Below are 21494 nucleotides of genomic sequence, written 5' to 3'. Positions count from 1 at the left end.
GGCCCGCCGGGTCACTCGCCGAGGTAGGCGGCCTTGACCTTGGGGTCGTGGAGCAGATCGGCCGACTCGCCGTTGAGCGTGATCTGGCCACTTTCCATGACGTAGGCGCGCTGGCTCGATTCGAGCGCCAGCTTGGCATTCTGCTCGATCAGCAGGATGGTCATGCCGGCAGCGGCGACGTTGCGGACGACCTCGAAGATCTTCTGCACCATGATCGGCGCCAGGCCCATCGACGGCTCGTCGAGCAGCAGCATCTTCGGCCGGCTCATCAGCGCCCGGCCGATTGCCAGCATCTGCTGCTCGCCGCCCGACAGGGTACCGGCAAGCTGGTCGGCACGTTCCTTGAGTCGCGGGAAATAAGCGTACATGCGCTCGATGTCGGCCTCGATCTCGGCCTTGTCGTCGCGGATGAAGGCGCCCATGCGCAGGTTCTCGAGCACCGACAGGCGGGGGAACACGCCGCGCCCCTCGGGGACCAGCGCGATGCCCTTGCGGATGATCTCGTGCGGCGAGATGCCGAGGATCTTCTCGCCGCAGAAATGCACGTCGCCAGTCGCCCCGACCATCCGCGAGATCGCCTTCAGCGTCGTCGTCTTGCCGGCGCCGTTGGCGCCGATCAGCGCCACGGTCTCGCCTTCGTTCACATGAAAGGTGATGCTGCGCACCGCCTGAATGCCGCCATAGGCGACGTGGAGTCCGGTTACTTCAAGCATTCACGCCCCCAGGTAAGCCTCGATGACACGTTGATCCTTCTGCACCACGGCCGGTACATCCTCGATGACCAGCGAACCGTAGTCGAGCACCGCGACGCGGTCGCACAGCCCCATCACCAGCTTGACGTCATGCTCGATCAGGAGGACGGTCGTGCCGTCGTTGCGAATGCCTTCGATGAGCACGCGCAGTTCCTCGGTTTCGGTGGCGTTCATGCCGGCCGCCGGCTCGTCCAGGCACAGCAGCTTCGGCTCGGTGGCCAGCGCCCGGGCGATCTCCAGCCGACGCTGGTCGCCGTAGGAAAGGTTCTTGGCCAGATCGTCGGCGCGGTCGGCGATATCGACGTAGTGCAGCAGTTCCAGCGCGCGCTGGCGGATCGCCGCCTCTTCGTCGCGGGTGCGGCGATTCATCAGCATCGCGCCGAAGACGCCGGCCTTGGTGCGCACGTGGCGACCGACCATGACGTTCTCGATTGCGGTCATGTTGCCGAACAGCCGGATGTTCTGGAAGGTCCGGGCGATGCCGCGCTCGGCCGCCTGGTGCGGGGCGTCGGCCTGCAGGGCGAGGCCGTCGAAGACGAAACCGCCGCCGTCCGGGATGTAGAGTCCGGTCATGCAGTTGAAGAAAGTCGTCTTGCCGGCGCCGTTCGGGCCGATCAGGCCATAGACCTCGCCGCGGCGGATGGTCAGCGAGACGTCGCGCAGCGCCTTGACGCCGCCGAAGTGCTTGGCGACGGCTTTTGCTTCGAGCAGGATGTCGCTCATTTGGCCCCCTCCGCCACCTTGTCGCCGAGTTCCCGGCTGCGTTCCGGCGACGGCCACAGGCCGGCCGGCTTGAAGCGCATCACGAGCACCAGCGCCAGGCCGAAGATCAGCATGCGCAAGCTCTCCGGATCGATCAGGATCTTGCCGAAAAGCGCCATCTGCACCGGCGTCACCGCGTAGCGCAGGGCTTCGGGCAGGAAGGTCAGTAGCACGGCACCGAGGATGACGCCGGGGATGTGACCCATGCCACCGAGCACGACCATCGCCAGGACCATGATCGACTCGATCAGCGAGAAGCTCTCCGGCGAGACGAAGCCCTGCATCGCCGCGAAGATGCCGCCGGCGATGCCGCCGAACGAGGCGCCCATCGCGAAGGCGAGCAGCTTGACGTTGCGGGTGTTGATACCGACCGCCTTGGCGGCGATCTCGTCCTCGCGGATCGCCTGCCAGGCGCGGCCGATCCGCGAATGCTGGAGGCGGACGTTGATGACGATCACCAGGATCGCCAGCGCGACCAGCAGGAAGTAGTACTTTTGCGGTCCACCGAGGGTCAGGCCGAGAATCTGCGAGGTGCCGGTGAAGCTGAAATCACCGAACCTGACCGGGTCGATCAGGGTGATCCCCTGCGGCCCGTTGGTGATATTCACCGGCGAGTTCAGGTTGTTCATGAAGATGCGCACGATCTCGCCGAAGCCGAGCGTCACGATCGCCAGGTAGTCACCACGTAATTTCAACGTTGGCGAGCCGAGCAGCACGCCGAAGAAGCAGGCGAGCACGGCGCCGATCGGCAGGATCGCCCAGACCGGGAAATGCAGGCCGAAGTGCGGACTCGCCAGCAATGCCCAGGTATAGGCGCCGACCGCATAGAAGGCGATGTAGCCGAGGTCGAGCAGGCCGGCGAAACCGACCACGATGTTCAGCCCGAGCGCCAGGAAGACGTAGAGGATGGCGAAGTTGAGGATGCGCACCCACGCCTGGCCGGCGGCGCCGACGACGAAGGGGAGCGCGATCAGGGCAACGGCGATCAGCGCGATGCCGACGGTCGACCGGGGATTGAGCCAGTTTTTCATGCGCGGTCTCCCGTCTTCTCGCCGAACAGGCCGGAGGGCTTGAACATCAGCACGATGATCAGGACCACGAAGGCGAAGATGTCCTGGTAGTGGCTGCCGAGGAAGCCGCCGGTGAGATCGCCGATGTAGCCGGCACCGAGCGCCTCGATGATGCCGAGCAGCACGCCCCCGGCCATCGCCCCGGCAAGGTTGCCGATGCCGCCGAGCACGGCGGCGGTGAAGGCTTTCAGGCCAAGCATGAAGCCCATCTGGTAATGCGCGATCTCGTAGTAGCTGCCGACCATGACGCCGGCGACCGCGGCCAGCGCCGAACCGACGACGAAGGCGGCGGCGATGACGCGGTTGGTGTTGACCCCCATCAGGCTGGCCACCGCCGGATTCTGCGCGGTGGCGCGCATGGCCATGCCGAGCTTGGTGCGATAGACGAGGAAGACGAGGCCGGCCATCATCGCCGCCGACAGCAGGACGATGACGACCTGGACGAGGGTGAAATGGGTGCCGGCGAATTCGAAGTTGATCTTCGGCAGCAGCGGCGGGAAGGTCATGTAGTTGCGTCCCCAGACGATCATCGCCAGGTTCTGCAGGACGATCGACATGCCGATCGCGGTGATCAGCGGCGTCAGCCGCGGCGAGCCGCGCAGCGGCCGATAGGCGATGCGCTCGAGGCTCCAGCCGAGCGCCATGCACGAGAGGATGGCGGCAACCAGGCCACACAGGCCGGCCAGGCCGAGCGGCATGCCGGCGGCGGCGAGCGTGCCGGTGACGGTGATGCTGACCAGGGCGCCGATCATCACCACTTCACCGTGGGCGAAGTTGATCAGCCCCATGATGCCGTAGACCATGGTGTAGCCCAGCGCGACCAGCGCGTAGATGCTGCCCTGGACGAGGCCGTTGATGATCTGTTGAAGGAAAATATCCATTTTGAATCCGTTGACCGCAAGATAAGGAAACGGCACCTTGCGGTGCCGTTTCTCTGAGCAGACGAGCTGCTTACTTCTTCTCTTCCGCCGGTGCTGCGGCCGGGGCTGCCGGGGCGGCAACCGGGGCGCCGCCCAGGGTTTCGACGTAGTTCAGCGCGCCGCCCTGGTACTGGTAGACCGAAATCGCACCGCCCTTGAGGTCGCCGAATTCGTCGAACTCGATCTTGCCGGTGACGCCTTCGAGGTTGGTTTCACGCAGCTTCGGCAGGTACTTGGCCGGCTCGACCGAGTCGGCACGCTTCATCGAATCGGCGAGGACCATCACGGCGTCGTAGGCGTTCGGCGCGTAGAGCTGGATTTCATAGCCGAACTTGGTGGTGAACTTGCTCTTGAACTCCGGACCCTTGGCCAGCTGTTCGAGCGGCATGCCCGGCAGCGAGCAGAACTGGCCGTCGGCAGCCGGGCCGCCGAGCTTCATGAACTCCGGCGTACACACGCCGTCGCCGCCGAGGAACTTGGCCTTGATGCCGAGATCCTTCATCTGCTTGACCAGCGGGCCACCCTGGGCGTCCATGCCGCCGTAGAAGACCAGCTCGGCCTTGGTCGACTTGATCTTGGTCAGGATCGCCTTGAAGTCGGTCGCCTTGTCGTTGGTGTACTCGTTGGCGACGACCTTCAGGCCGGCCGCTTCGGCGGCCTTGCGGAATTCGTCGGCGAGGCCCTGGCCGTAGGCGGTGCGGTCATCGATGATGGCCACCGTCTTGACGCCCTGCTTGACGGCGAACTCGCCGAGCACCTTGCCCTGCTGGACGTCGTTGGCCATCACGCGGAAGGCGGTGGCGAAGCCCTGCTGGGTGTACTTCGGGTTGGTCGCCGACGGCGAGACCTGCGGCAGACCGGCATCGGCGTAAAGCTTGGAGGCCGGGATCGTGGTTCCCGAGTTGAGGTGGCCGACGACGCCGTTGACCTTGGCATCGACCAGCTTCTGGGCGACGATCGTGCCCTGCTTCGGATCGGCCTGGTCGTCTTCCGAGACCAGTTCGAACTTGACCTTGGCGCCGCCGATTTCGAGGCCTTGCGCGTTCAGTTCCTCGACTGCAAGCACGGCACCGCTTTCGTTATCCTTGCCCAGGTGAGCCTGCGGGCCGGTCATCGGCGCGACATGGCCGAGCTTGACGACGACCACCGGTTTTTCGGCCGGGGCAGCGGGAGCAGCGACGGGCGCCGGGGCTTCCTTCTCGCCGCAGGCGGAAAGGGCAAAGGCGGCAGCAACGGAAAGAGCAACTACGGAAAGCTTCGCTTGCATATCGGTGGTTCTCCTGTATTCGAGGGGGAAGGGGCAAAACAGCAGGTGTCGATTCTGCTCACTTAAGTAAGCCATCGTCAAGACGAATTTTCCCCCATTGCCGCGGCTGTCGCGGGCCGGCAGGAGTGTGATAGCGTTCGGCCTCCGCCGACCACCGCCAAGACCATGAAACAAGCCCTTCCCGACACCCTCCGCCAGGCCCTTGCCGAGCGTTTCGGCAACCGCTTCTCGCAAGGCGAATCGACCTGCCTGCAACACGGCCGCGACGAATCCGTACACCAGCCGCAACCGCCGCAGGCCGTGGTGCATGCGGAAAACCTCGAAGAAATCGTGTTAACCGTCAAACTCTGCGCCGAGCACGGCGTGCCGATCATTCCCTACGGCGTCGGCAGCTCGGTCGAAGGCCATGTGCTGGCGCCGCAGGGCGGCATCTCGCTCGACCTCTCGGGCATGAACCAGGTACTGGCCATCCACGCCGAGGACGGCGACGCCACGGTGCAGGCCGGCGTCACGCGCATGCAGCTCAACAACGCCCTGAAAGGCACGGGGCTGTTTTTCCCCATCGATCCGGGCGCCGACGCGACCATCGGCGGCATGGCGGCAACGCGCGCCTCGGGCACCAATGCCGTACGCTACGGCACGATGAAGGACAACGTGCTGGCGACCACGACGGTACTCGCCGACGGCCGCGTCATGCAGACCGGTGGCCGCGCCCGCAAGTCCTCGGCCGGCTACGACCTGACCCGCCTGCTGGTCGGCTCGGAAGGCACGCTCGGCATCATGGCCGAGCTGACCGTCAAGCTCTACCCGATTCCCGAAGCCATCTCGGCCGCGGTGTGCACCTTCCCCGACATCGAGTCGGCCGTGCAGACGGTGATCCAGACCATCCAGCTCGGCGTGCCGGTGGCGCGCATCGAACTGCTCGACACGCTCTCGCTGCAGGCCATCAACAAGTTCAGCAAGACCACGCTGGCCGAGGCGCCGACGCTGTTTTTCGAATTCCACGGCAGCCCGGCCGGCGTCGAGGAACAGGCGGAAACCGTGCAGGCCATCGCCGGCGAACTGGGCGGCGCCAACTTCGAATGGGCGACCCGGCCGGAAGACCGCAGCCGCCTGTGGCAGGCCCGCCACGACGCCTATTTCGCCTGCCTGCAGCTCAAGCCCGGCTGCCGCTGCTTCCCGACCGACGTCTGCGTGCCGATCTCGCGGCTGGCCGAGTGCATTGCCGCAACCAACGAAGACATCGCCCGGGTCTCGATCCCGATCGCGCTGTTCGGCCACGTCGGCGACGGCAATTTCCACCTCGTCGTCCTGGTCGACCCCGACAATCCGAAGGAAATGGACGAGGCGGCCTGGATCAGCAGCCGCGTCGTGGACCGCGCCATCGCCATGGAAGGCACCTGCACCGGCGAACACGGCATCGGGCTGGGCAAGCGCAAGTACCTGGCCAAGGAGCACGGCGACGTCGCCGTCGACGTGATGCGCGCCCTGAAACAGGCACTCGACCCGCAGCAACTGCTCAACCCCGGCAAGATACTGCCCTAGCGCCGGGGCGCTCCGCCGCCCCTCTTGCGCGAACCATCCTCCCGCCCCGATACTCCAAGCTCCAATTCCCGCACACCACCACCCCGGTGTCGCGGGAACACAGCAACCGGTCCACAAGACCGAAAAAAACGGAGACAAAAATGGGCAAGCCCGATTTGCCGGCGTCGGTATCCGCGACGCTGGACGAGAAGTACACCCGCAACACCGGCCGCGTCTTCCTGACCGGCACCCAGGCGCTGATCCGCCTGCCCATGCTGCAGCGCGAGCGCGACCTCGCCGCCGGGCTCAATACCGCCGGCTTCGTTTCCGGCTATCGCGGCAGCCCGCTCGGCAACCTCGATCTCGGCCTGTGGCAAGCCAAGCAGCATCTCGCCGAGCACCAGATCACCTTCCAGCCCGGCGTCAATGAAGACCTCGCCGCCACCGCCGTCTGGGGCAGCCAGCAGGTCGGCCTGTTTCCCGGCGCCAAATACGACGGCGTCTTCGCCATGTGGTACGGCAAGGGGCCGGGCGTCGATCGCTGCGGCGACGTCTTCCGCCACGCCAATGCCGCCGGTTCGGCCAAGTTCGGCGGCGTGCTGGTCATCGCCGGCGACGACCACGCGGCCAAGTCGTCGACCCTGCCGCACCAGACCGAGCATGTCTTCAAGGCGGTGATGATGCCGGTGCTCTACCCGGCCAACGTGCAGGAATACCTCGACTTCGGCCTGCACGGCTGGGCGATGAGCCGCTATTCAGGCTGCTGGGTGGCGTTCAAGGCGCTGGCCGACACGGTCGAAACCTCGGCCTCGGTGAATATCGATGCCGCAGCGGTAGATATCAGGATTCCGAGCGATTTTTCCCTGCCGCCCGACGGCCTCAACATCCGCTGGCCGGACCCGCCGCTGGTGCAGGAAGCGCGCCTGCTCAACCACAAGCTCTACGCGGCGCTGGCCTACTGCAGGGCGAACAAATTGGACCGCGTGGTCATCGACTCGCCGGCCCCGCGCCTCGGCATTCTCACCGCCGGGAAAAGCTATCTCGATGTGCGCCAGGCTTTGGATGAACTCGGCATCGACGACGCCCTGGCCGCGCAGATCGGCATCCGCCTGTACAAGGTCGGCATGGTCTGGCCGCTGGAGCCGGAAGGCGTGCGCCACTTCGCCGAAGGCCTGGAGGAAATCCTCGTCGTCGAAGAGAAGCGCCAGCTGCTCGAATATCAGCTCAAGGAAGAGCTGTACAACTGGCGCGACGACGTGCGCCCGCGCATCGTCGGCAAATTCGACGAAAAAGGCGAGTGGACCGCTGGCGACGCCGGCTACCTGGCGCACAGCGACTGGCTGCTGCCGGCCGCCGGCGAACTGCCGGTAGCGAGCATCGCCCGCGTCATCGCCCAGCGCATCGACCGCTTCTTCACTTCGCCGGCCATCGCCGCCCGCCTGAAGATGCTGGAAGCCAAGCAACAGGTGGCGAAGATGCCGGTCGTGCTCGCCGAGCGCAAGCCGCACTTCTGCTCCGGCTGCCCGCACAACACCTCCACCAAAGTCCCGGACGGCTCGCGCGCCGTCGCCGGCATCGGCTGCCATTACATGGTGACCTGGATGGATCGGCAAACCTCGACCTTCACTCACATGGGTGGCGAAGGCGTGCCCTGGGTCGGCCAGGCGCCATTCACCGAGGAAAAGCACATCTTCGCCAACCTCGGCGACGGCACTTATTTCCACAGCGGCCTGCTCGCCATACGGCAATCCATCGCGGCGAAAGTGCCGATCACCTACAAGATCCTCTACAACGACGCCGTCGCCATGACCGGCGGCCAGCCGGTGGACGGCGTCCTCAGCGTCGCCCGCATCACGCGGCAACTGGAGGCCGAAGGCGTCGGCAAAATGGTCATCGTCGCCGCCGAGCCGGAGAAATACGCCGAGATCAGCGATCTCGCCCCGAACGTCCCCGTCCGCCACCGCGACGAGCTCGACGCCGTGCAGCGCGAGCTGCGCGAATACCCCGGCGTCTCGGTCCTCATCTACGACCAGGTCTGCGCTACCGAAGCGCGCCGGCGCAGGAAGCGCGGCAAGATGCCGGCGGCGACGCAGCGTGCCTTCATCAACGAGGCCGTCTGCGAAGGCTGCGGTGACTGCTCGGTGCAGTCCAACTGCCTGTCGGTCGAACCGGTCGACACCGATTTCGGCAGCAAGCGGCGCATCAACCAGTCCGCCTGCAACCAGGATTTGTCCTGCCTGAAGGGCTTCTGCCCGAGTTTCGTCACCGTCGAGGGTGGCACGCTGAAGAAACAGAATCCCACGGTCGACCATGAAAACTGGCCGATTTTGCCGGCGCCTTCACTACCGTCCACCAAAACCCCCTGGAACCTGATCATCACCGGCGTCGGCGGTCAGGGCACGATCACCCTCGGCGCACTGATCGGCATGGCCGCCCACCTCGACGGCAAGGGCGTGTCGACGCTGGACATGACCGGGCTGGCGCAGAAGTACGGCGCCGTCTTCTCGCACCTGCGCATCGCCGACCGGCCCGAGGACATCCACGCCGCCCGCATCGCCACCGGCGAAGCGCACGCCATCCTCGGCGGCGACCTGGTGGTCAGCGCCAGCAGCGACGCCCTGGCGAAAATGCTCGAAGGCAAGACGCGCGCCGTGGTCAGCAGCACCGACACACCGACCGCCGAATTCACCCGCAACCGCGACTGGCGCTTCCCGCAGGCCGGCCTGCAGAAGCAGCTGACCGACACCCTCGGCGCCGACGCCGTCGATTTCCTCGACGCCCAGCACCTCGCCGAACGCCTGCTCGGCGACACCCTGTTCGCCGGCGCCCTGCTCCTCGGCTACGCCTGGCAGAAGGGGCTGGTGCCGGTATCGGCGGCCTCGCTCGACCGCGCCATCGAACTCAACGGTACGGCCATCGCTGCCAACCGCCAGGCCTTCCTCTGGGGCCGGCGTCTTGCGGTCGACCGGCAGAAAGTCGAAAAAATCGCCGGGCCGCAAAAGCAGCCGCGCCGGGAAATGAGCCTCGACGAACTGATCGCCCACCGCGCCGCCCACCTCACCGCCTACCAGGACGCGGCGCTGGCCGAACGCTACAGGCAGCGCGTCGCCGCCATCCGCGCCCTCGGCGATGAGGCGCTGACGCGCACGGTGGCCGAGCAGTACGCGCGCCTGCTCGCGCCCAAGGACGCCTGGGAAGTCGCCCGACTGTATACGCAGGGCGATTTCCTGCAGCGCCTCGGCGATACCTTCAGCGGCGGCAAGCTCGCCTTCCACCTGGCGCCGCCGGGACTGGCCCGCCCCGGCCCGGACGGCCGGCCGCGCAAGCTGCGCTTCGGCCCCTGGCTGCTGCCGGCGCTGCGCCTGCTGGCCAAGGCCCGCGGCCTGCGCGGCAGCTGGCTCGACCCCTGGCGCCAGGGCGAGGAAGCCCGACTCGACCGGCAGCTGCTGGCCGACTACGAAGCCGACCTCAGCCGCCTGCCAACGCTGTCGCCCGGTCCGCAACGCCTGGCGCTGGCCGCCTGGCCGGCGGAAGTGCGCGGCTTCGGGCCGGTCCGCGCGCAGGCCGCGGCGACGGCCCGCAGCCGCCGCCCGGGCTGAGCCTCACCAGGGGAAAAGCACGGGCAGCAGGAGCACGCAGACGGCCATCACCAGCAGCGTGAAGGGCACGCCGATCCTGACGAAGTCGACAAACCGGTAATGCCCTGGTCCGATCACCAGGGTATTCACCGGCGACGACACCGGCGTCATGAAAGCCGCCGAAGCGGCCAGGGCGACGGTCATGGCAAAGGGCAGCGGCGAGACGCCGAGCTGCGCCGCCAGGCCGATGCCGATCGGCGCCATCAGCACCGCCGTCGCCGTGTTCGAGATGAACAGCCCGACCAGCGCGGTCAGCGCGAACAGGCTGGCCAGCACCAGGCGCGGCGAGGCGGTGCCGGTGACGCCGAGCAGCGCGTCGACGATCAGCGCGATGCCGCCGGTTTTCTGCAGGGCGAGCGCGAAGGGCAGCATGCCGACGATCAGGATCAGGCTCTGCCAGTGGATCGCCCGGTAGGCACCGGCCATGTCGATGCAGCGGAAGGCGCCCATCAGCATGCAGCCGATCAGCGCAGCGACGACGTTGGGCACGACCCCGCCGATCATCAGGCCGACCGTGATCGCCAGGCTGAGCAGCGCGAACGGCGCCCGCCGCGCCGCCGGGGCCGCTTCGGCGATCTCGGCCGGCAGCGTCAGGACGAGGAAATCCTGGGCCTGCGTCGTCAGCAGGCGGATCGCCTTCCAGGTACCGGCAATCAGCAGGGTGTCGCCGATGCGCAGCTTCTGCTCGAGCAGGCCGTCGCCGAGCGGGCGTCCGCGGCGGCGCAGGCCGACGACGTTGATCCCGCGCTGCGAGCGCATGCGCAGTTCGAGGATCGACTTGCCGATCAGCCCCGAGCCCGGCGGCACCAGCACTTCGGCCAGCCCGAGCTCGCGCGAGGTGTCGCTGAAGTAATCCTGGCGGAAAGCCAGCTGGTGCAGGTGCATTTCGCTGCAGAAGCGGACCAGGTCGAGCTCGGGATGGACGAAGTCCACGGTCAACACGTCGTCGCAGGCAATTTCCCGGTTCGCCGAGGTGCTCAGCATGTCGTTGCCGAACTTGCGCTGACGCTCGATGGCGATGACGTTGGCGCCGAAGCGCTTGCGCAGCTGCATGCTGCCCAGCGTATGGCCGATCAGCGGCGAGCCGGGCATCACCTGCAGGCGACGGGCACGCCCGAGCAGCGCGTAGTCGGCGGCCAGGTCGAGCAGCCGGCGACGCGTCGGCGCCTGGCCGTCGGGCGCAACCGTCGCCGCCAGCCGGCGACGGACCGCGACCATGTAGCCGACCCCGAGAACGAGGATGACCAGCCCCATCGGGGTGAAGTCGAAGAAGGCGAAACCGGCGTGGCCGGCGCGCGCCAGCTCGCTGTTGATGACCATGTTCGGCGGCGTGCCGACCAGCGTCAGCATGCCGCTGATCAGCCCGGCGAAGGCCAGCGGCATCATCAGCCGGCCGGGCGCGACGCCGATCCGCGCGGCGATGCCGAGCGCCACCGGGATGAAGATGGCGACCACGCCGGTCGAACTCATCACCGAGCCGAGCCCGGCGACCGCCAGCATCAGCAGCACCAGCAGGCGCACCTCGCTGTTGCCGGCCCGGCCGACCAGCCAGTCGCCGACACGGAAGGCGACGCCGGTGCGGACCAGCGCCTCGCCGATGACGAAGAAGGCAGCGATCAGGATCACGCTCGGCTCGCTGAAACCGGCCAGTGCCTCGTCAACACTGAGGATACCGGACAGGATCAGGCCGAGCAGCGCCAGCAGCGCCACCGCATCCATCCGCGGCCGGTTGATGACGAAAGCGAAGACGCTGGCGCCGAGCAGCGCGAAAACGATCAGGATGTCGTGGTTCATGGACCGGCCGAAGGAAAAACCGGGCCATTGTAGTCAAACGGGATGCCCGGCGGCACCCCGTGCGCCGCCGGCCTTACAGCGCCTGCACCACGGCCGCCTCGAACTTGCCGTCGCGGTAGTCGCGCAGCGTCTGCTCGATCTGCTCGGCGGTGTTCATCACGAACGGACCGTACTGGGCGATCGGTTCGCCGAGCGGCCGGCCGGCGACCAGGATCAGGCGGGCCTCGGCCGCGGCGACGAACTCGACCGCATCGCCGTCGTTGGCGAGAATTGCCATGTGACGGGCGTCGACCGTGGTCGATGCGATGTCGACACTGCCGCGATAGACGTAGGCGAATGCGTTGTGCCCGGCCGCCACCGGCGCCGTGAAACGGCTGCCGGCAGGCAGGTGCAGGTCGAGGTAGAGCGGCTCGGTGAGCGGCCGTTCGACGGCGCCGGCGACATCGCCGCTGCGCCCGGCGATGACGCGCACGCCGACGCCGTCGGCGGTGACGTACTCGGGAATCGCCGCCGCCGGCACATCGCGGTAATTGGGCGGGGTCATCTTGGCCGCCGCCGGCAGGTTCAGCCACAGCTGGAAGCCTTCCATCAGCCCGGCCTCCTGCTCCGGCAGTTCGGAATGGATCAGGCCGCTGCCGGCGACCATCCACTGCATGCCGCCCGGCCCGAGCAGGCCCTCGTTGCCGGCGCTGTCGCGGTGGCGCATGCGGCCGGCGAGCATGTAGGTGATCGTCTCGAAACCGCGGTGCGGATGATCGGGGAAACCGCCGATGTAATCCTCCGGATTCTCGTTGGCGAACGCGTCGAGCATCAGGAAGGGATCGAGGCGACGCTGCAGGTTCTGGGTCAGTACCCGGGTCAGGCGGACGCCGGCGCCGTCCGACGTCGGGCGTCCCTGGACCAGGCGTTCGACGCTGCGAAGCTGGTGGCTCATGGTGTTTTCTCCTGGTTCTGCCTGTCCGGTCAGACCGGGGTTCAGGCGAAAAGTTGATCGAGTTGGCGGTCGGCTTCGGCAAAGGCGCTGGCCGCGGCGTCGGCGCCCATCGCCAGGCCTTCGGCGTAGATGAACTCGACGTCGCTCATGCCGAGGAAGGCGAGCACGCTCTTCAGGTAAGGCACCTGCGAATCGGCCGGGGTATCGCGGTAAAGACCGCCGCGGGCCAGCGCGACATAGACCTTCTTGCCCTTGAGCAGGCCTTCCGGACCGTTGGCGGTGTAGCGGAAGGTGACGCCGGCGCGGGCGATCGCGTCGATCCAGGTCTTCAGCTGCACGGGCACGCCGAAGTTGTACATCGGCACGCCGAGGACGATGACGTCCACGCCCTGGACCTGGGCGATCAGCGCGTCGTCGAGGGCGATGCGGGCGGCCTGTTCCGGCGTGCGCTGCTCGGCCGGGGTGAACAGCGCGGCGAGGGCCGGTTCGTCGAGTACCGGATGCGGCGCGGCGGCAAGGTCGCGCAACTGGACGACGGCGTCCGGATGCTGTGCCCGCAGGCGGGCGGTGACGGCGTCGGCGAGGCGGGTCGAGTTGGCGCCGGCGGAACGGGCGCTGGCATTGATCTGCAGGATGTTCATGGTTTTTCTCCGTGGGGTTGAGGGCGGCCCCGGCGTTGCCGCGACCATGGAAGCCATCTTATTGGGAACACCTTCGCACCAGAAGCCGTCGATATGGGTATCATTGTTCCATTCATGCAACAATCAAAGTCCATGCACCTCGACGCCAACGACCTGATGCTGTTCGCGCTGATCGCCGACAGCGGCAGCTTCGCCCGTGCCGGCGAGCTGAGCGGGCTGCCGCGGTCGACCGTGTCGCGCCGGCTGTCGGCACTCGAGGCACGACTCGGCGAACGCTTGCTGACACGCAGCACGCGCCGGCTGGCGCTGACCGAATTCGGCGAACGCATCCTCGAGCATGCCCGCCGCCTGCGCGAAGAGGCCGAGGCGGCGACGGCGATCGCCCAGCACCGCCAGGCGACGCCGCGCGGCGTGCTGCGCGTGTCGATGCCGCCCGACTTCGTCGAGCTCGACCTGACCCGGCTGCTGCTCCAGTACGCTGCCGCCTACCCGGAAGTCCGGCTCGAGCTCGACCTCTCGCCGCGCCGCGTCGACCTCGTCGGCGAGCGCTTCGACCTGGCCATCCGCGCCGCCGCCCGTCTGCCCGACGACAACGCGCTGGTCGCCCGGCGCATCTGCGCGCTCGGCAACGGCCTCTACGCCAGCCCGGCCTACCTCGCCCGCTACGGCGAACCGGCCAGTCCCGACGCGCTCTCGGCGCACGTCTGTCTCGGCCTGATCAGCGGTAACGGCGAGCCGCTGCCGTGGCGCCTGAGCCGCGCCGAGGCGACCTGGGAGCGGGTCCCCGACGGTCCGCTGGCGGCCAATTCGCCGGCCCTGCAGCGCGAACTGGCGGCGCACGGCCTGGGCATCGCCGGCCTGACCGAGCGCTTCGCCCAGCGCCTGGTTGCCGATGGACTGCTCCGCCGCGTCCTCCCCGAGTGGTCGCTGCCCAGCGTCACCCTGTGGTGCGTGACGCCCGGCCGCCGCCTGCTGCCGGCACGCACCACCGCCTTCATCGCACTGCTGCGCGAGCTGCTCGGCGACGCCTGAAAAACACCCCGATTTGACGGTCGACCGCAAAATTCGGGCAAAAACCGGCGCGCCGCCAAAGCCGGCCAACTGCCCGGCATATTTCCCTTAAAATCACGCCATGTCATCGACTCCCGCCCGCCAGTTCGCCCTCCAGGGCGCCGCCGTCATCCTCGTCCTCTCGCTCGCCTGGCCCTACTACGGCTGGACCGCGGAAGCCATGCCCTGGCGCCAGACCAGCCTGCTGATCGGCGCCGTCGCCCTGGCGCTGGCGACGATCTCGCGCCAGCCGTGGTGGTGGCGGCTGATCCACGCGCTGTTCATGCCGGCAGTCTGGACCACCTACACGCTGGCCATCCCGCCCGGCTGGTTCCTGCTCGGCTTCGTCCTGCTCCTGCTCGTCTATCGCGGCGCGCTCTCCGGCCAGGTTCCGCTCTACCTGTCCAACCGCGAAACCGTCGCCGCGCTCGACGAGCTGATCGGCAAGGAAGAATGCGAGCGCATCGTCGACCTCGGCGCCGGCGTCGGCAGCACCATGATCCCGCTCGCCGACCGCTGGCCGGACAAGCACTTCACCGGTGCCGAAAACGCCCCGCTGACCTGGCTGGCCGGCCTCGTCCTCGGCGTTGGCCGGCCCAACCTGCACTGGCGCTGGGAAGACCTGTGGCAGATGCCGCTGGCCGACTACGACCTGGTCTATGCCTTCCTCTCGCCGGTACCGATGCCCAAGCTGTGGGAAAAGGCCCGCGCCGAGATGCGCCCGGGCAGCCTGTTCGTCAGCAACAGCTTCCCGGTCCCCGGGATCGCGCCGGATTTCGTCATCGACGTCGCCTGCACGCCGCCGCGACCGCTCTACTGCTACCGGATCTGACGCCGATGGTGCTCACCCGCAAGCCGGAAAAGCTCGCCCTGATCGTCGCCCTGGCCGGCACGCTGACGGTCCTGCTGGTTTTCCTGATCGACCTGACGCTGTCCTACCAGCGCGACATCGACAGCGGCGAAAAGCGCCTGCAGCAATTCTCGGTGATGATGGCCGAGCACACCGCCCGCTCGTTCGAGGCCGTCGACGTGCTGGTCAAGGAAGTCGCCACCGATCTCTCGAACAACCGCAACAACTGGCCCGACTGGACCCCGGCGCGCGGCTGGGAGTACATCGCCCAGCGCCACTCGCGGGCGATGCCGCAGTTGCGCGACCTGATCGTCTTCGACCATCTGGGCAACCAGCGCTTCATCTCGACCTATTTCCCGCCGCCGGCGATCAACGTCCGCGACCGCCCCTATTTCCGCGCCCTCGAGGAAGGTGCCCCATGGGCCACCTACGGCCCCTACGTCGGACGCAATTCCGGCCGCTATACCTACGCCATCGCCCATCGCCTGAACGGCCCCGACCTGCGCTTCGCCGGCGCCGCCTTTGCCGCCATCGAACCGGGCTACATGCAGGATTTCTGCTGGGCCAACCGCTTGTCCGACGACTTCGACGCGGTCCTCACCAACCTGCGCGGCGAAGTCATCGCCTCCTGCCGGCCGGCCGACCTCAGCCCGAACTCGGGCATCCTCGGCCGGGCCGCCGGCGACATCCTGTTCAACGGCCGCCCGGCCGGCCTGCTGCCGGAAACCGGCCTGGCCCGCGGCAACGGGCTGCTGATCTCGGCATCGCCGGTCCCCGGTTTTTCAGATCTGCGGATGGTGGCGATCATCCCGACCGATGCGGTGCTCGCCAACTGGCGCAACCGCCTGTTCGAGATCGGCACGCTCGGCACCCTGCTCGCCACCCTGCTCTTCTTCGGCGCCCTGCTCGTCCGCCGCCAGGTCCGCGACCTGCGGGCGATGACCGAGGCGCTGGCCGAAAGCCGCGACCAGCTCGAAGGCCGCATCGACCTCGCGACGTCGGCGCTGGCCGCCGAAAAGAATGCGGCCGAGCGCGCCAATGCCGCCAAGAGCCGCTTCCTCGCCGCCGCCAGCCATGACCTGCGGCAGCCGCTGCACGCCCTCTCGCTGTTCACCACCGATCTGTTGCGCCAGGCCAGCGCCGGGCGCTTGCGCGAGGTGCCGCGCATCGCCGAGCAGATTTCCGCCTCGACGCAGACGCTCGGCGACATGCTCAACGCCCTGCTCGACATTTCCCGGCTCGACATCGACGGCGTCCGCGCCGACATCCAGAGCTTCCCGCTCGACACCGTCTTCCGTCACCTGCACGATGCCTTCCGCCGCCAGGCCGAGGCGCACGGGCTGCGCCTGCGCGTCCGGCCGACCCGGCTGTACGTGCGCAGCGACCCGCGCCTGCTTGAACGGATGATCGGCAACCTGCTTTCCAACGCGCTGCGCTACACGCCGAGCGGCGGCAGCGTCCTGCTCGGCGCCCGCATCGCCGGCGGCGACGTGCGCATCGAAGTTCGCGACAGCGGTATCGGCATTGCCCGCGAATACCGGGCGGCGATCTTCGCCGAGTTCTTCCAGGTCGCCAACGTCGCCCGCGAGCAGGACGGCGGTCTCGGCCTCGGCCTGTCGATCGTCGAACGCCTGGCCAAGGGGCTCGGCATCGAGGTGACGCTGGCTTCGCAGATCGGCAGCGGCACCACCTTCGGCCTGCGCGTCGAACGCGCCGCGGCGAGCAGCAGCACGCCGCAGGCGACCCGACGCAGTGCCGGCCAGGTCCATTTCGTCGGCGATCCGGAGGTTCTTGCCGGCTGCCGCAAACTGGTCGATTCGTGGTCCTACGAAACCAGCGCCGGCGACCGCCAGTCGGTCGAACGCCTGCGCAGCGACTGCATCGTCATCTGCACCGCCGAGGCGATTCCCGACCTCGATCCGGACATGGCGCTGATCGTCCTCGGTGGCGAAGCCGCTGCACTACCCGCCGGCGCCCACCACCTGACGCTGCCGCTGCGTCCGGCCCGCCTGCGCGCTCTGCTGCGCGCCAGCGCGGTGCGCGGCCCGGTCGGCGGGGCCTAGAAAACGTCGCTGAAATCGATGCCGTAGCGGGCCGCGGTGACCAGCGCCTGGGTCCGGCTGTTCACCCCGAGCGCCTTGAATACCGCGGTCGCGTGGATCTTGACGGTGCCTTCGGAGAGTTCCAGCTGCTCGGCGATATCGCGATTCGACAGGCCCCGGACCATCAGGCAGAGCACCTGCGCCTGACGGTCGGTGAGGCCGATTTCCTCGGGCCGGACATTGACGCTCGACGGCGGCACCGGGATCGCGTCGTCGAGGCGGGCGGCGGTCTGGCCGCTGGGCCGGAAGATGTTGCCGGCGAGCACTTCGCGCACCGCGCGGAGCAGGCATTCGCCATTGAGCGCCTTGGGGATGAAACCGGAGGCGCCGAGGTTGATCACCCGCGTCACCGTCGGCTGGTCGTCGAAGGCCGAGACCACCGCCACCGGCATCGCCGGGTAGCGGCGACGCAGGATGTCGAGCCCGGCGAAACCGTCGATGCCGGGCAGCGCCAGATCGAGCAGAACCAGGTCGAAATCGCCCTCGTTGTCGAGCACCGCCAGGGCGCTCTCGAAATCGGCACTGTCGAACACCTGGGCGCCCTCCTCGATCTGCGCCAGCAAGCCGACCAGGCCTTCGCGGACCAGGGCGTGATCTTCCACCACCAACAGCTTGAGCATTTTTATCCCCTTTTCATAACAGGCGCTAATTTATCATTTTGCGTCGCCCAAGTGGTTTAAGATCATCGCATCCAACCCTTGGGAGAGAGAGATGGCCGACGAACAAGCACACGATCCGCTCAACTTCATGCGCAGCATGTGGGGCAACATGGGTTTCTCGCTCCCCGGCATGGTCGCACCGACCTTCGACCTGGAAGAACTCGACAAGCGTATCAAGGACCTGAAGGCGGTGGAAGGCTGGCTGCGGATGAACCTGTCGATGCTGCAGATGACCATCCAGGGACTCGAGATGCAGCGGACCACGGTGAGCACCGTGCAGGCGATGGGCCAGATGGCTTCCGACGCCGCCCGCAAGATCAACGAAGCACCGGCCGAGGCCGCACCGCCGGCAGCCGAAGCCGCCCCCGGCGCGCTCTCGGAAGCGGCGCTGTGGCCGTGGCAGATGATGCAGCAGATGCGCGAGCAGTTGCAGCAGAATGCCGAGGCCGCGGTCCAGGCACAGCAGGCCAAGGCCGCCGAAGCCGCGGCGGCGGCGGCCGCGGAAAAACCGAAAGGTCGACGGTCGACCGCGAAAAAATAGGTTTTTTCAGCCGATCAGCCAGGCCGCCCACAGCGGCAGGCTGAGCATCGCCGCCAGCGTGCTCGCCGAGATCAGCCAGGCGACGCTGCGCCCGTCGCCGCCCATGCGCATCGCCAGGATGTAGGCCGACGACGCCGTCGGTAGCGCGGCGAACAGCACGACAACCTGAAAGTTGAGCCCCGACAGGCCGACCGCGCGGCCGACGACGACGGCGATCAGCGGCAAGGCCAGCAGCTTGACGGCGAGCAGCCAGCCGGAGAAGAAGCGGGCGCCGGCGGTGCCGTCGAGACGCAGGGCGGCGCCGACGGCGATCAGGCCGAGGGCGATCGAGGCATCGGCCAGCCGCCCGAGGAAAGCCTGCAGCGGCGCCGGCGGCAGGAAGCCGGCGAGGTTGAGCAGGAAACCGCCGGCGGTCGCCCAGATCAGCGGATTGCGCGCCACTTCGCGCCACAGGCCGACCTCGCCGTGGCGCGCCAGCATCCACACCGAGACCAGGTTGGCGAAAGGCACCGCGGCACCGACGATCAGCCCCATGGTGGCGATGCCCGGACTGCCGAAGAGCATCCCGGCAACCGCCAGCGCGATGTAGGAATTGAAGCGGTAGGCGCACTGGAACATCGAGGCGAAGCGCAGCTCGGGCATGCGCAGCCACAGCCTGGGCAAGAGCCCGAGGAGCATGCCGGCGGCCATCGCGGCGAAGGCGGTGACGAGCAGCGGCACGGCGGCGCCGAGGTCGAGCCGGGTGCGCATGATGGCGTTGACCAGCAGCGCCGGGAAGAGGATGAAATAGACCAGCTTCTCGACCCCGCTCCAGAAATGGTCGCCGAGGTGCATCCAGCGGCGGATGGCAGCGCCGAGCAGGATCAGCGCGAAATCGGGAAGGAGCAGGAGGACGGTATGCATCGGCCGATTCTAATCCGACGGTCGACCGCCGTTGATCCGTAAAAACCAAAGGCCGCCTTGACCGCGGCCGACAAACCCGAAATACTCGACGGCATGGACATCGTCATGCAACCTCAATGGTGGCACTGGATCGTCGGCGGTCTCGCCCTGGTCCTCGCCGAATTGGCCGTTCCGGCCTTCTACGTCATCTGGTTCGGCCTCGGCGCGCTGCTCGTCGGGCTGCTCCTGCTGCTCGCCCCCGGCCTGCCGGTGACCGCCCAGCTGCTGTGCTGGATCGCCGCCTCGCTGGCGATGACCGTGCTCTGGTTCCGCGTCTTCCGCAAGGCGCAGCAGGCGACCCGGAGCGGCACCGCCGACGGCGAGGCGATCGGCGAGATCGGCCTGCTGGTCGGCGCCATCGAACCATTCCAGAAAGGCCGCGTGCGTTTCCAGCGGCCGCTGCTCGGCGCCGACGAGTGGGTCTGCCTGGCCGACAGCGCGATTGCCGCCGGCGAGCGGGTGCGCGTCGTCGCCGTCGAGGGCAGTTATCTGAAAGTCGTCAAAAACTGAAGGGAGTTTTCCATGGAAGCCGGATTCGTCGTCGCCCTCGCGCTGCTTGCCTTCGTCGTCGTCACCATCGCCAAGGGCGTGCGCATCGTGCCGCAGGGCGAGGAGTGGATCGTCGAGCGCCTGGGCAAGTACCACGGCACGCTCAAGCCGGGCCTCAACGTGGTCATCCCCTACATCGACCGCATCGCCTACCAGCTGATCACCAAGGACATCATCCTCGACGTCCAGGAGCAGGAAGTGATCACCCGCGACAACGCGGTGATCCTGACCAACGCCATCGCCTTCGTCAAGGTCACCGACCCGGTCAAGGCGGTCTATGGCGTCACCGACTTCTCCGAGGCGATCCGCAACCTGATCATGACCACGCTGCGCTCGATCGTCGGCGAGATGGAACTCGACGAGGCGCTGTCGTCGCGCGACAAGATCAAGGCCCGGCTGCGCGAGAGCATCGCCGACGAGGCGATCGACTGGGGGCTGACGGTGAAGTCGGTCGAGATCCAGGACATCAAGCCGTCGCAATCGATGCAGAAGGCGATGGAAATGCAGGCCGCCGCCGAGCGCGAGCGCAAGGCGGTGGTGACCAAGTCGGAAGGCGCCAAGCAGTCGGCGATCCTGGAAGCGGAAGCCCGCCTCGAATCGGCCAAGCGCGACGCCAACGCCCAGGTGATGCTGGCCGAGGCCTCGGCCGAGGCGATCCGCCGGGTCAGTTCGGCGATCGGCGAGCAGACCGGACCGACCGCCTACCTGCTCGGCGAGAAATACATCGCGGCGATGGAACGCCTTGGCGAGAAGGACAACGCCAAGCTGGTGATCCTGCCGGCCGACCTCCAGGAAGCCGTGCGCGGCCTGTTCGGGCGCAAGGCCTAGTCGTCGGCGGGGCGCCCGGGCGCCCGCGTTTCCTCGGCGTCGTCGTACTGGCGGCGCAGCCGGTTCAGCCCCTGCTGGAAGGCCTCGGCATCGCCGTAGTCGAAGAACTTCGGATAGCGGTCGTGCGCCGCCCGGATCCGCCGCGCATGCTTGATCGGACACCAGTACTGCTCGGTCCGCGCGGCGATCTCGCGGGTGTAGGCGGCGACGCCGTTGCCGTAGGAACAATAGAAGCAGTTGAACTTCTCGACCAGGTTCAGGTAGGGCAGGTCGGCGCGGTCGAAGACGATGTAGTCGGCGCGGCGCACCCGCGGAATGCGATAGACGCGGAAACAGATGTGCTGGTAGACGGTGACGAACAGGTCCATCAGCAGGAAGGGAATCCAGCCGGCGTAGATCACCGGCGCGGTGAGGATCACCAGCAGCCGCGAGCGGATCAGGAAACGGAACAGGCCGGTCTTGTAGCGCCGCTGCTGGCGGGCGAATTCGTCGGCCAGCTCGGCCTTCTTGCGCGCCCAGTCCTCGCGCGCCTGGCGGTATTCGCCGTCGAGTTCTTCCTGCAAGGCGGCAATGCGCTCGAGCAGCTCGTCGATCCTGCTTTTCATCGGTGTCCTCCGGTCAATCCGCGATCATGCCCGAAGCGCGATGCGCCGGGCAAACGCATGCGATAC

19 protein-coding genes are annotated in these 21494 nt (G+C 67.6%); 8 read left to right on the top strand and 11 right to left on the bottom strand.

Going from position 1 to position 21494, the window contains the following annotated elements; all coding sequences use genetic code 11:
* Positions 1-11: 11 nt before the first annotated feature.
* The 5 genes from DFR40_RS08495 to DFR40_RS08475 all read right to left on the bottom strand — a co-directional run bounded on the left by DFR40_RS08495 (position 12) and on the right by DFR40_RS08475 (position 4771).
* Entirely contained in the window at positions 12-713 is a 702-nt protein-coding gene (locus DFR40_RS08495; RefSeq protein WP_121458058.1) for an ABC transporter ATP-binding protein, read from the bottom strand.
* Positions 714-1475, bottom strand: coding sequence for an ABC transporter ATP-binding protein (locus tag DFR40_RS08490; RefSeq protein ID WP_121458057.1), 762 nt, complete (start codon positions 1473-1475; stop codon positions 714-716). It lies immediately after the preceding gene.
* On the bottom strand, positions 1472-2545 hold the full coding sequence (locus tag DFR40_RS08485; protein ID WP_121458056.1) for an ABC transporter permease subunit: 1074 nt from the start codon (positions 2543-2545) through the stop codon (positions 1472-1474). The genes DFR40_RS08490 and DFR40_RS08485 overlap by 4 nt, the downstream gene beginning before the upstream one ends.
* Positions 2542-3465 (bottom strand): branched-chain amino acid ABC transporter permease, encoded by a 924-nt coding sequence (locus DFR40_RS08480; RefSeq protein ID WP_121458055.1) that lies wholly within the window; start codon positions 3463-3465, stop codon positions 2542-2544. Before DFR40_RS08480 ends, DFR40_RS08485 begins: the two co-directional genes overlap by 4 nt.
* 70 nt (positions 3466-3535) lie before the next feature.
* A complete protein-coding gene (locus DFR40_RS08475; RefSeq protein WP_121458054.1) occupies positions 3536-4771 on the bottom strand; it encodes a branched-chain amino acid ABC transporter substrate-binding protein in 1236 nt (411 codons plus the stop codon).
* A 165-nt stretch (positions 4772-4936) separates the two neighbouring features.
* Between DFR40_RS08475 and DFR40_RS08470 the strand changes: the two genes are divergently transcribed.
* Both DFR40_RS08470 and DFR40_RS08465 read left to right on the top strand, forming a co-directional pair.
* On the top strand, positions 4937-6316 hold the full coding sequence (locus tag DFR40_RS08470; protein ID WP_121458053.1) for an FAD-binding oxidoreductase: 1380 nt from the start codon (positions 4937-4939) through the stop codon (positions 6314-6316).
* A 140-nt stretch (positions 6317-6456) separates the two neighbouring features.
* Positions 6457-9894: an indolepyruvate ferredoxin oxidoreductase family protein gene (locus tag DFR40_RS08465; protein ID WP_121458052.1), complete on the top strand. Its 3438-nt coding sequence runs from the start codon at positions 6457-6459 to the stop codon at positions 9892-9894.
* Between the two features lie 3 nt (positions 9895-9897).
* Here DFR40_RS08465 and DFR40_RS08460 read toward each other — a convergent pair whose 3' ends face one another.
* From DFR40_RS08460 to DFR40_RS08450, 3 genes are all read right to left on the bottom strand, one after another.
* Positions 9898-11727, bottom strand: coding sequence for an SLC13 family permease (locus DFR40_RS08460; RefSeq protein WP_121458051.1), 1830 nt, complete (start codon positions 11725-11727; stop codon positions 9898-9900).
* Positions 11728-11800: 73 nt separating this feature from the next.
* Positions 11801-12661: a pirin family protein gene (locus DFR40_RS08455; RefSeq protein WP_121458050.1), complete on the bottom strand. Its 861-nt coding sequence runs from the start codon at positions 12659-12661 to the stop codon at positions 11801-11803.
* A 41-nt stretch (positions 12662-12702) separates the two neighbouring features.
* Positions 12703-13302 (bottom strand): FMN-dependent NADH-azoreductase, encoded by a 600-nt coding sequence (locus DFR40_RS08450; RefSeq protein ID WP_121458049.1) that lies wholly within the window; start codon positions 13300-13302, stop codon positions 12703-12705.
* Positions 13303-13416: 114 nt separating this feature from the next.
* Between DFR40_RS08450 and DFR40_RS08445 the strand changes: the two genes are divergently transcribed.
* The 3 genes from DFR40_RS08445 to DFR40_RS08435 all read left to right on the top strand — a co-directional run bounded on the left by DFR40_RS08445 (position 13417) and on the right by DFR40_RS08435 (position 17265).
* A complete protein-coding gene (locus tag DFR40_RS08445; RefSeq protein WP_245985644.1) occupies positions 13417-14334 on the top strand; it encodes a LysR family transcriptional regulator in 918 nt (305 codons plus the stop codon).
* A 100-nt stretch (positions 14335-14434) separates the two neighbouring features.
* Positions 14435-15184: a class I SAM-dependent methyltransferase gene (locus DFR40_RS08440; RefSeq protein ID WP_121458047.1), complete on the top strand. Its 750-nt coding sequence runs from the start codon at positions 14435-14437 to the stop codon at positions 15182-15184.
* Between the two features lie 5 nt (positions 15185-15189).
* A complete protein-coding gene (locus tag DFR40_RS08435; protein ID WP_121458046.1) occupies positions 15190-17265 on the top strand; it encodes a sensor histidine kinase in 2076 nt (691 codons plus the stop codon).
* On the opposite strand, the gene DFR40_RS08430 is transcribed toward DFR40_RS08435, so the two are convergent.
* Positions 17262-17924, bottom strand: a complete 663-nt coding sequence (locus tag DFR40_RS08430) for a response regulator transcription factor (protein WP_121458045.1) — start codon at positions 17922-17924, stop codon at positions 17262-17264. The genes DFR40_RS08435 and DFR40_RS08430 overlap by 4 nt on opposite strands.
* A gap of 91 nt (positions 17925-18015) precedes the next feature.
* On the opposite strand from DFR40_RS08430, the gene DFR40_RS08425 reads away from it, so the two are divergent.
* Positions 18016-18504, top strand: coding sequence for a PhaM family polyhydroxyalkanoate granule multifunctional regulatory protein (locus DFR40_RS08425; protein WP_121458044.1), 489 nt, complete (start codon positions 18016-18018; stop codon positions 18502-18504).
* Positions 18505-18510: 6 nt separating this feature from the next.
* Here DFR40_RS08425 and DFR40_RS08420 read toward each other — a convergent pair whose 3' ends face one another.
* Positions 18511-19407, bottom strand: a complete 897-nt coding sequence (locus DFR40_RS08420; protein ID WP_121458043.1) for an AEC family transporter — start codon at positions 19405-19407, stop codon at positions 18511-18513.
* A gap of 105 nt (positions 19408-19512) precedes the next feature.
* Between DFR40_RS08420 and DFR40_RS08415 the strand changes: the two genes are divergently transcribed.
* Together DFR40_RS08415 and DFR40_RS08410 are read left to right on the top strand one after the other, a co-directional pair.
* A complete protein-coding gene (locus DFR40_RS08415; protein WP_211329770.1) occupies positions 19513-19956 on the top strand; it encodes an NfeD family protein in 444 nt (147 codons plus the stop codon).
* Positions 19957-19968: 12 nt separating this feature from the next.
* Positions 19969-20823: an SPFH domain-containing protein gene (locus DFR40_RS08410; RefSeq protein ID WP_121458042.1), complete on the top strand. Its 855-nt coding sequence runs from the start codon at positions 19969-19971 to the stop codon at positions 20821-20823.
* Here the strand turns inward: DFR40_RS08410 and DFR40_RS08405 are convergent.
* Complete coding sequence (locus DFR40_RS08405) at positions 20820-21428, bottom strand: hypothetical protein (RefSeq protein ID WP_121458041.1); 609 nt, start codon at positions 21426-21428, stop codon at positions 20820-20822. The two genes, DFR40_RS08410 and DFR40_RS08405, sit on opposite strands and share 4 nt — an antisense overlap.
* Between the last annotated feature and the right edge of the window lie 66 nt (positions 21429-21494).

This window comes from Azonexus fungiphilus (assembly GCF_003634965.1).
Classification (GTDB): Bacteria; Pseudomonadota; Gammaproteobacteria; order Burkholderiales; family Rhodocyclaceae; genus Azonexus; species Azonexus fungiphilus.
This window is presented reverse-complemented; position numbering and strand designations above follow the sequence as displayed.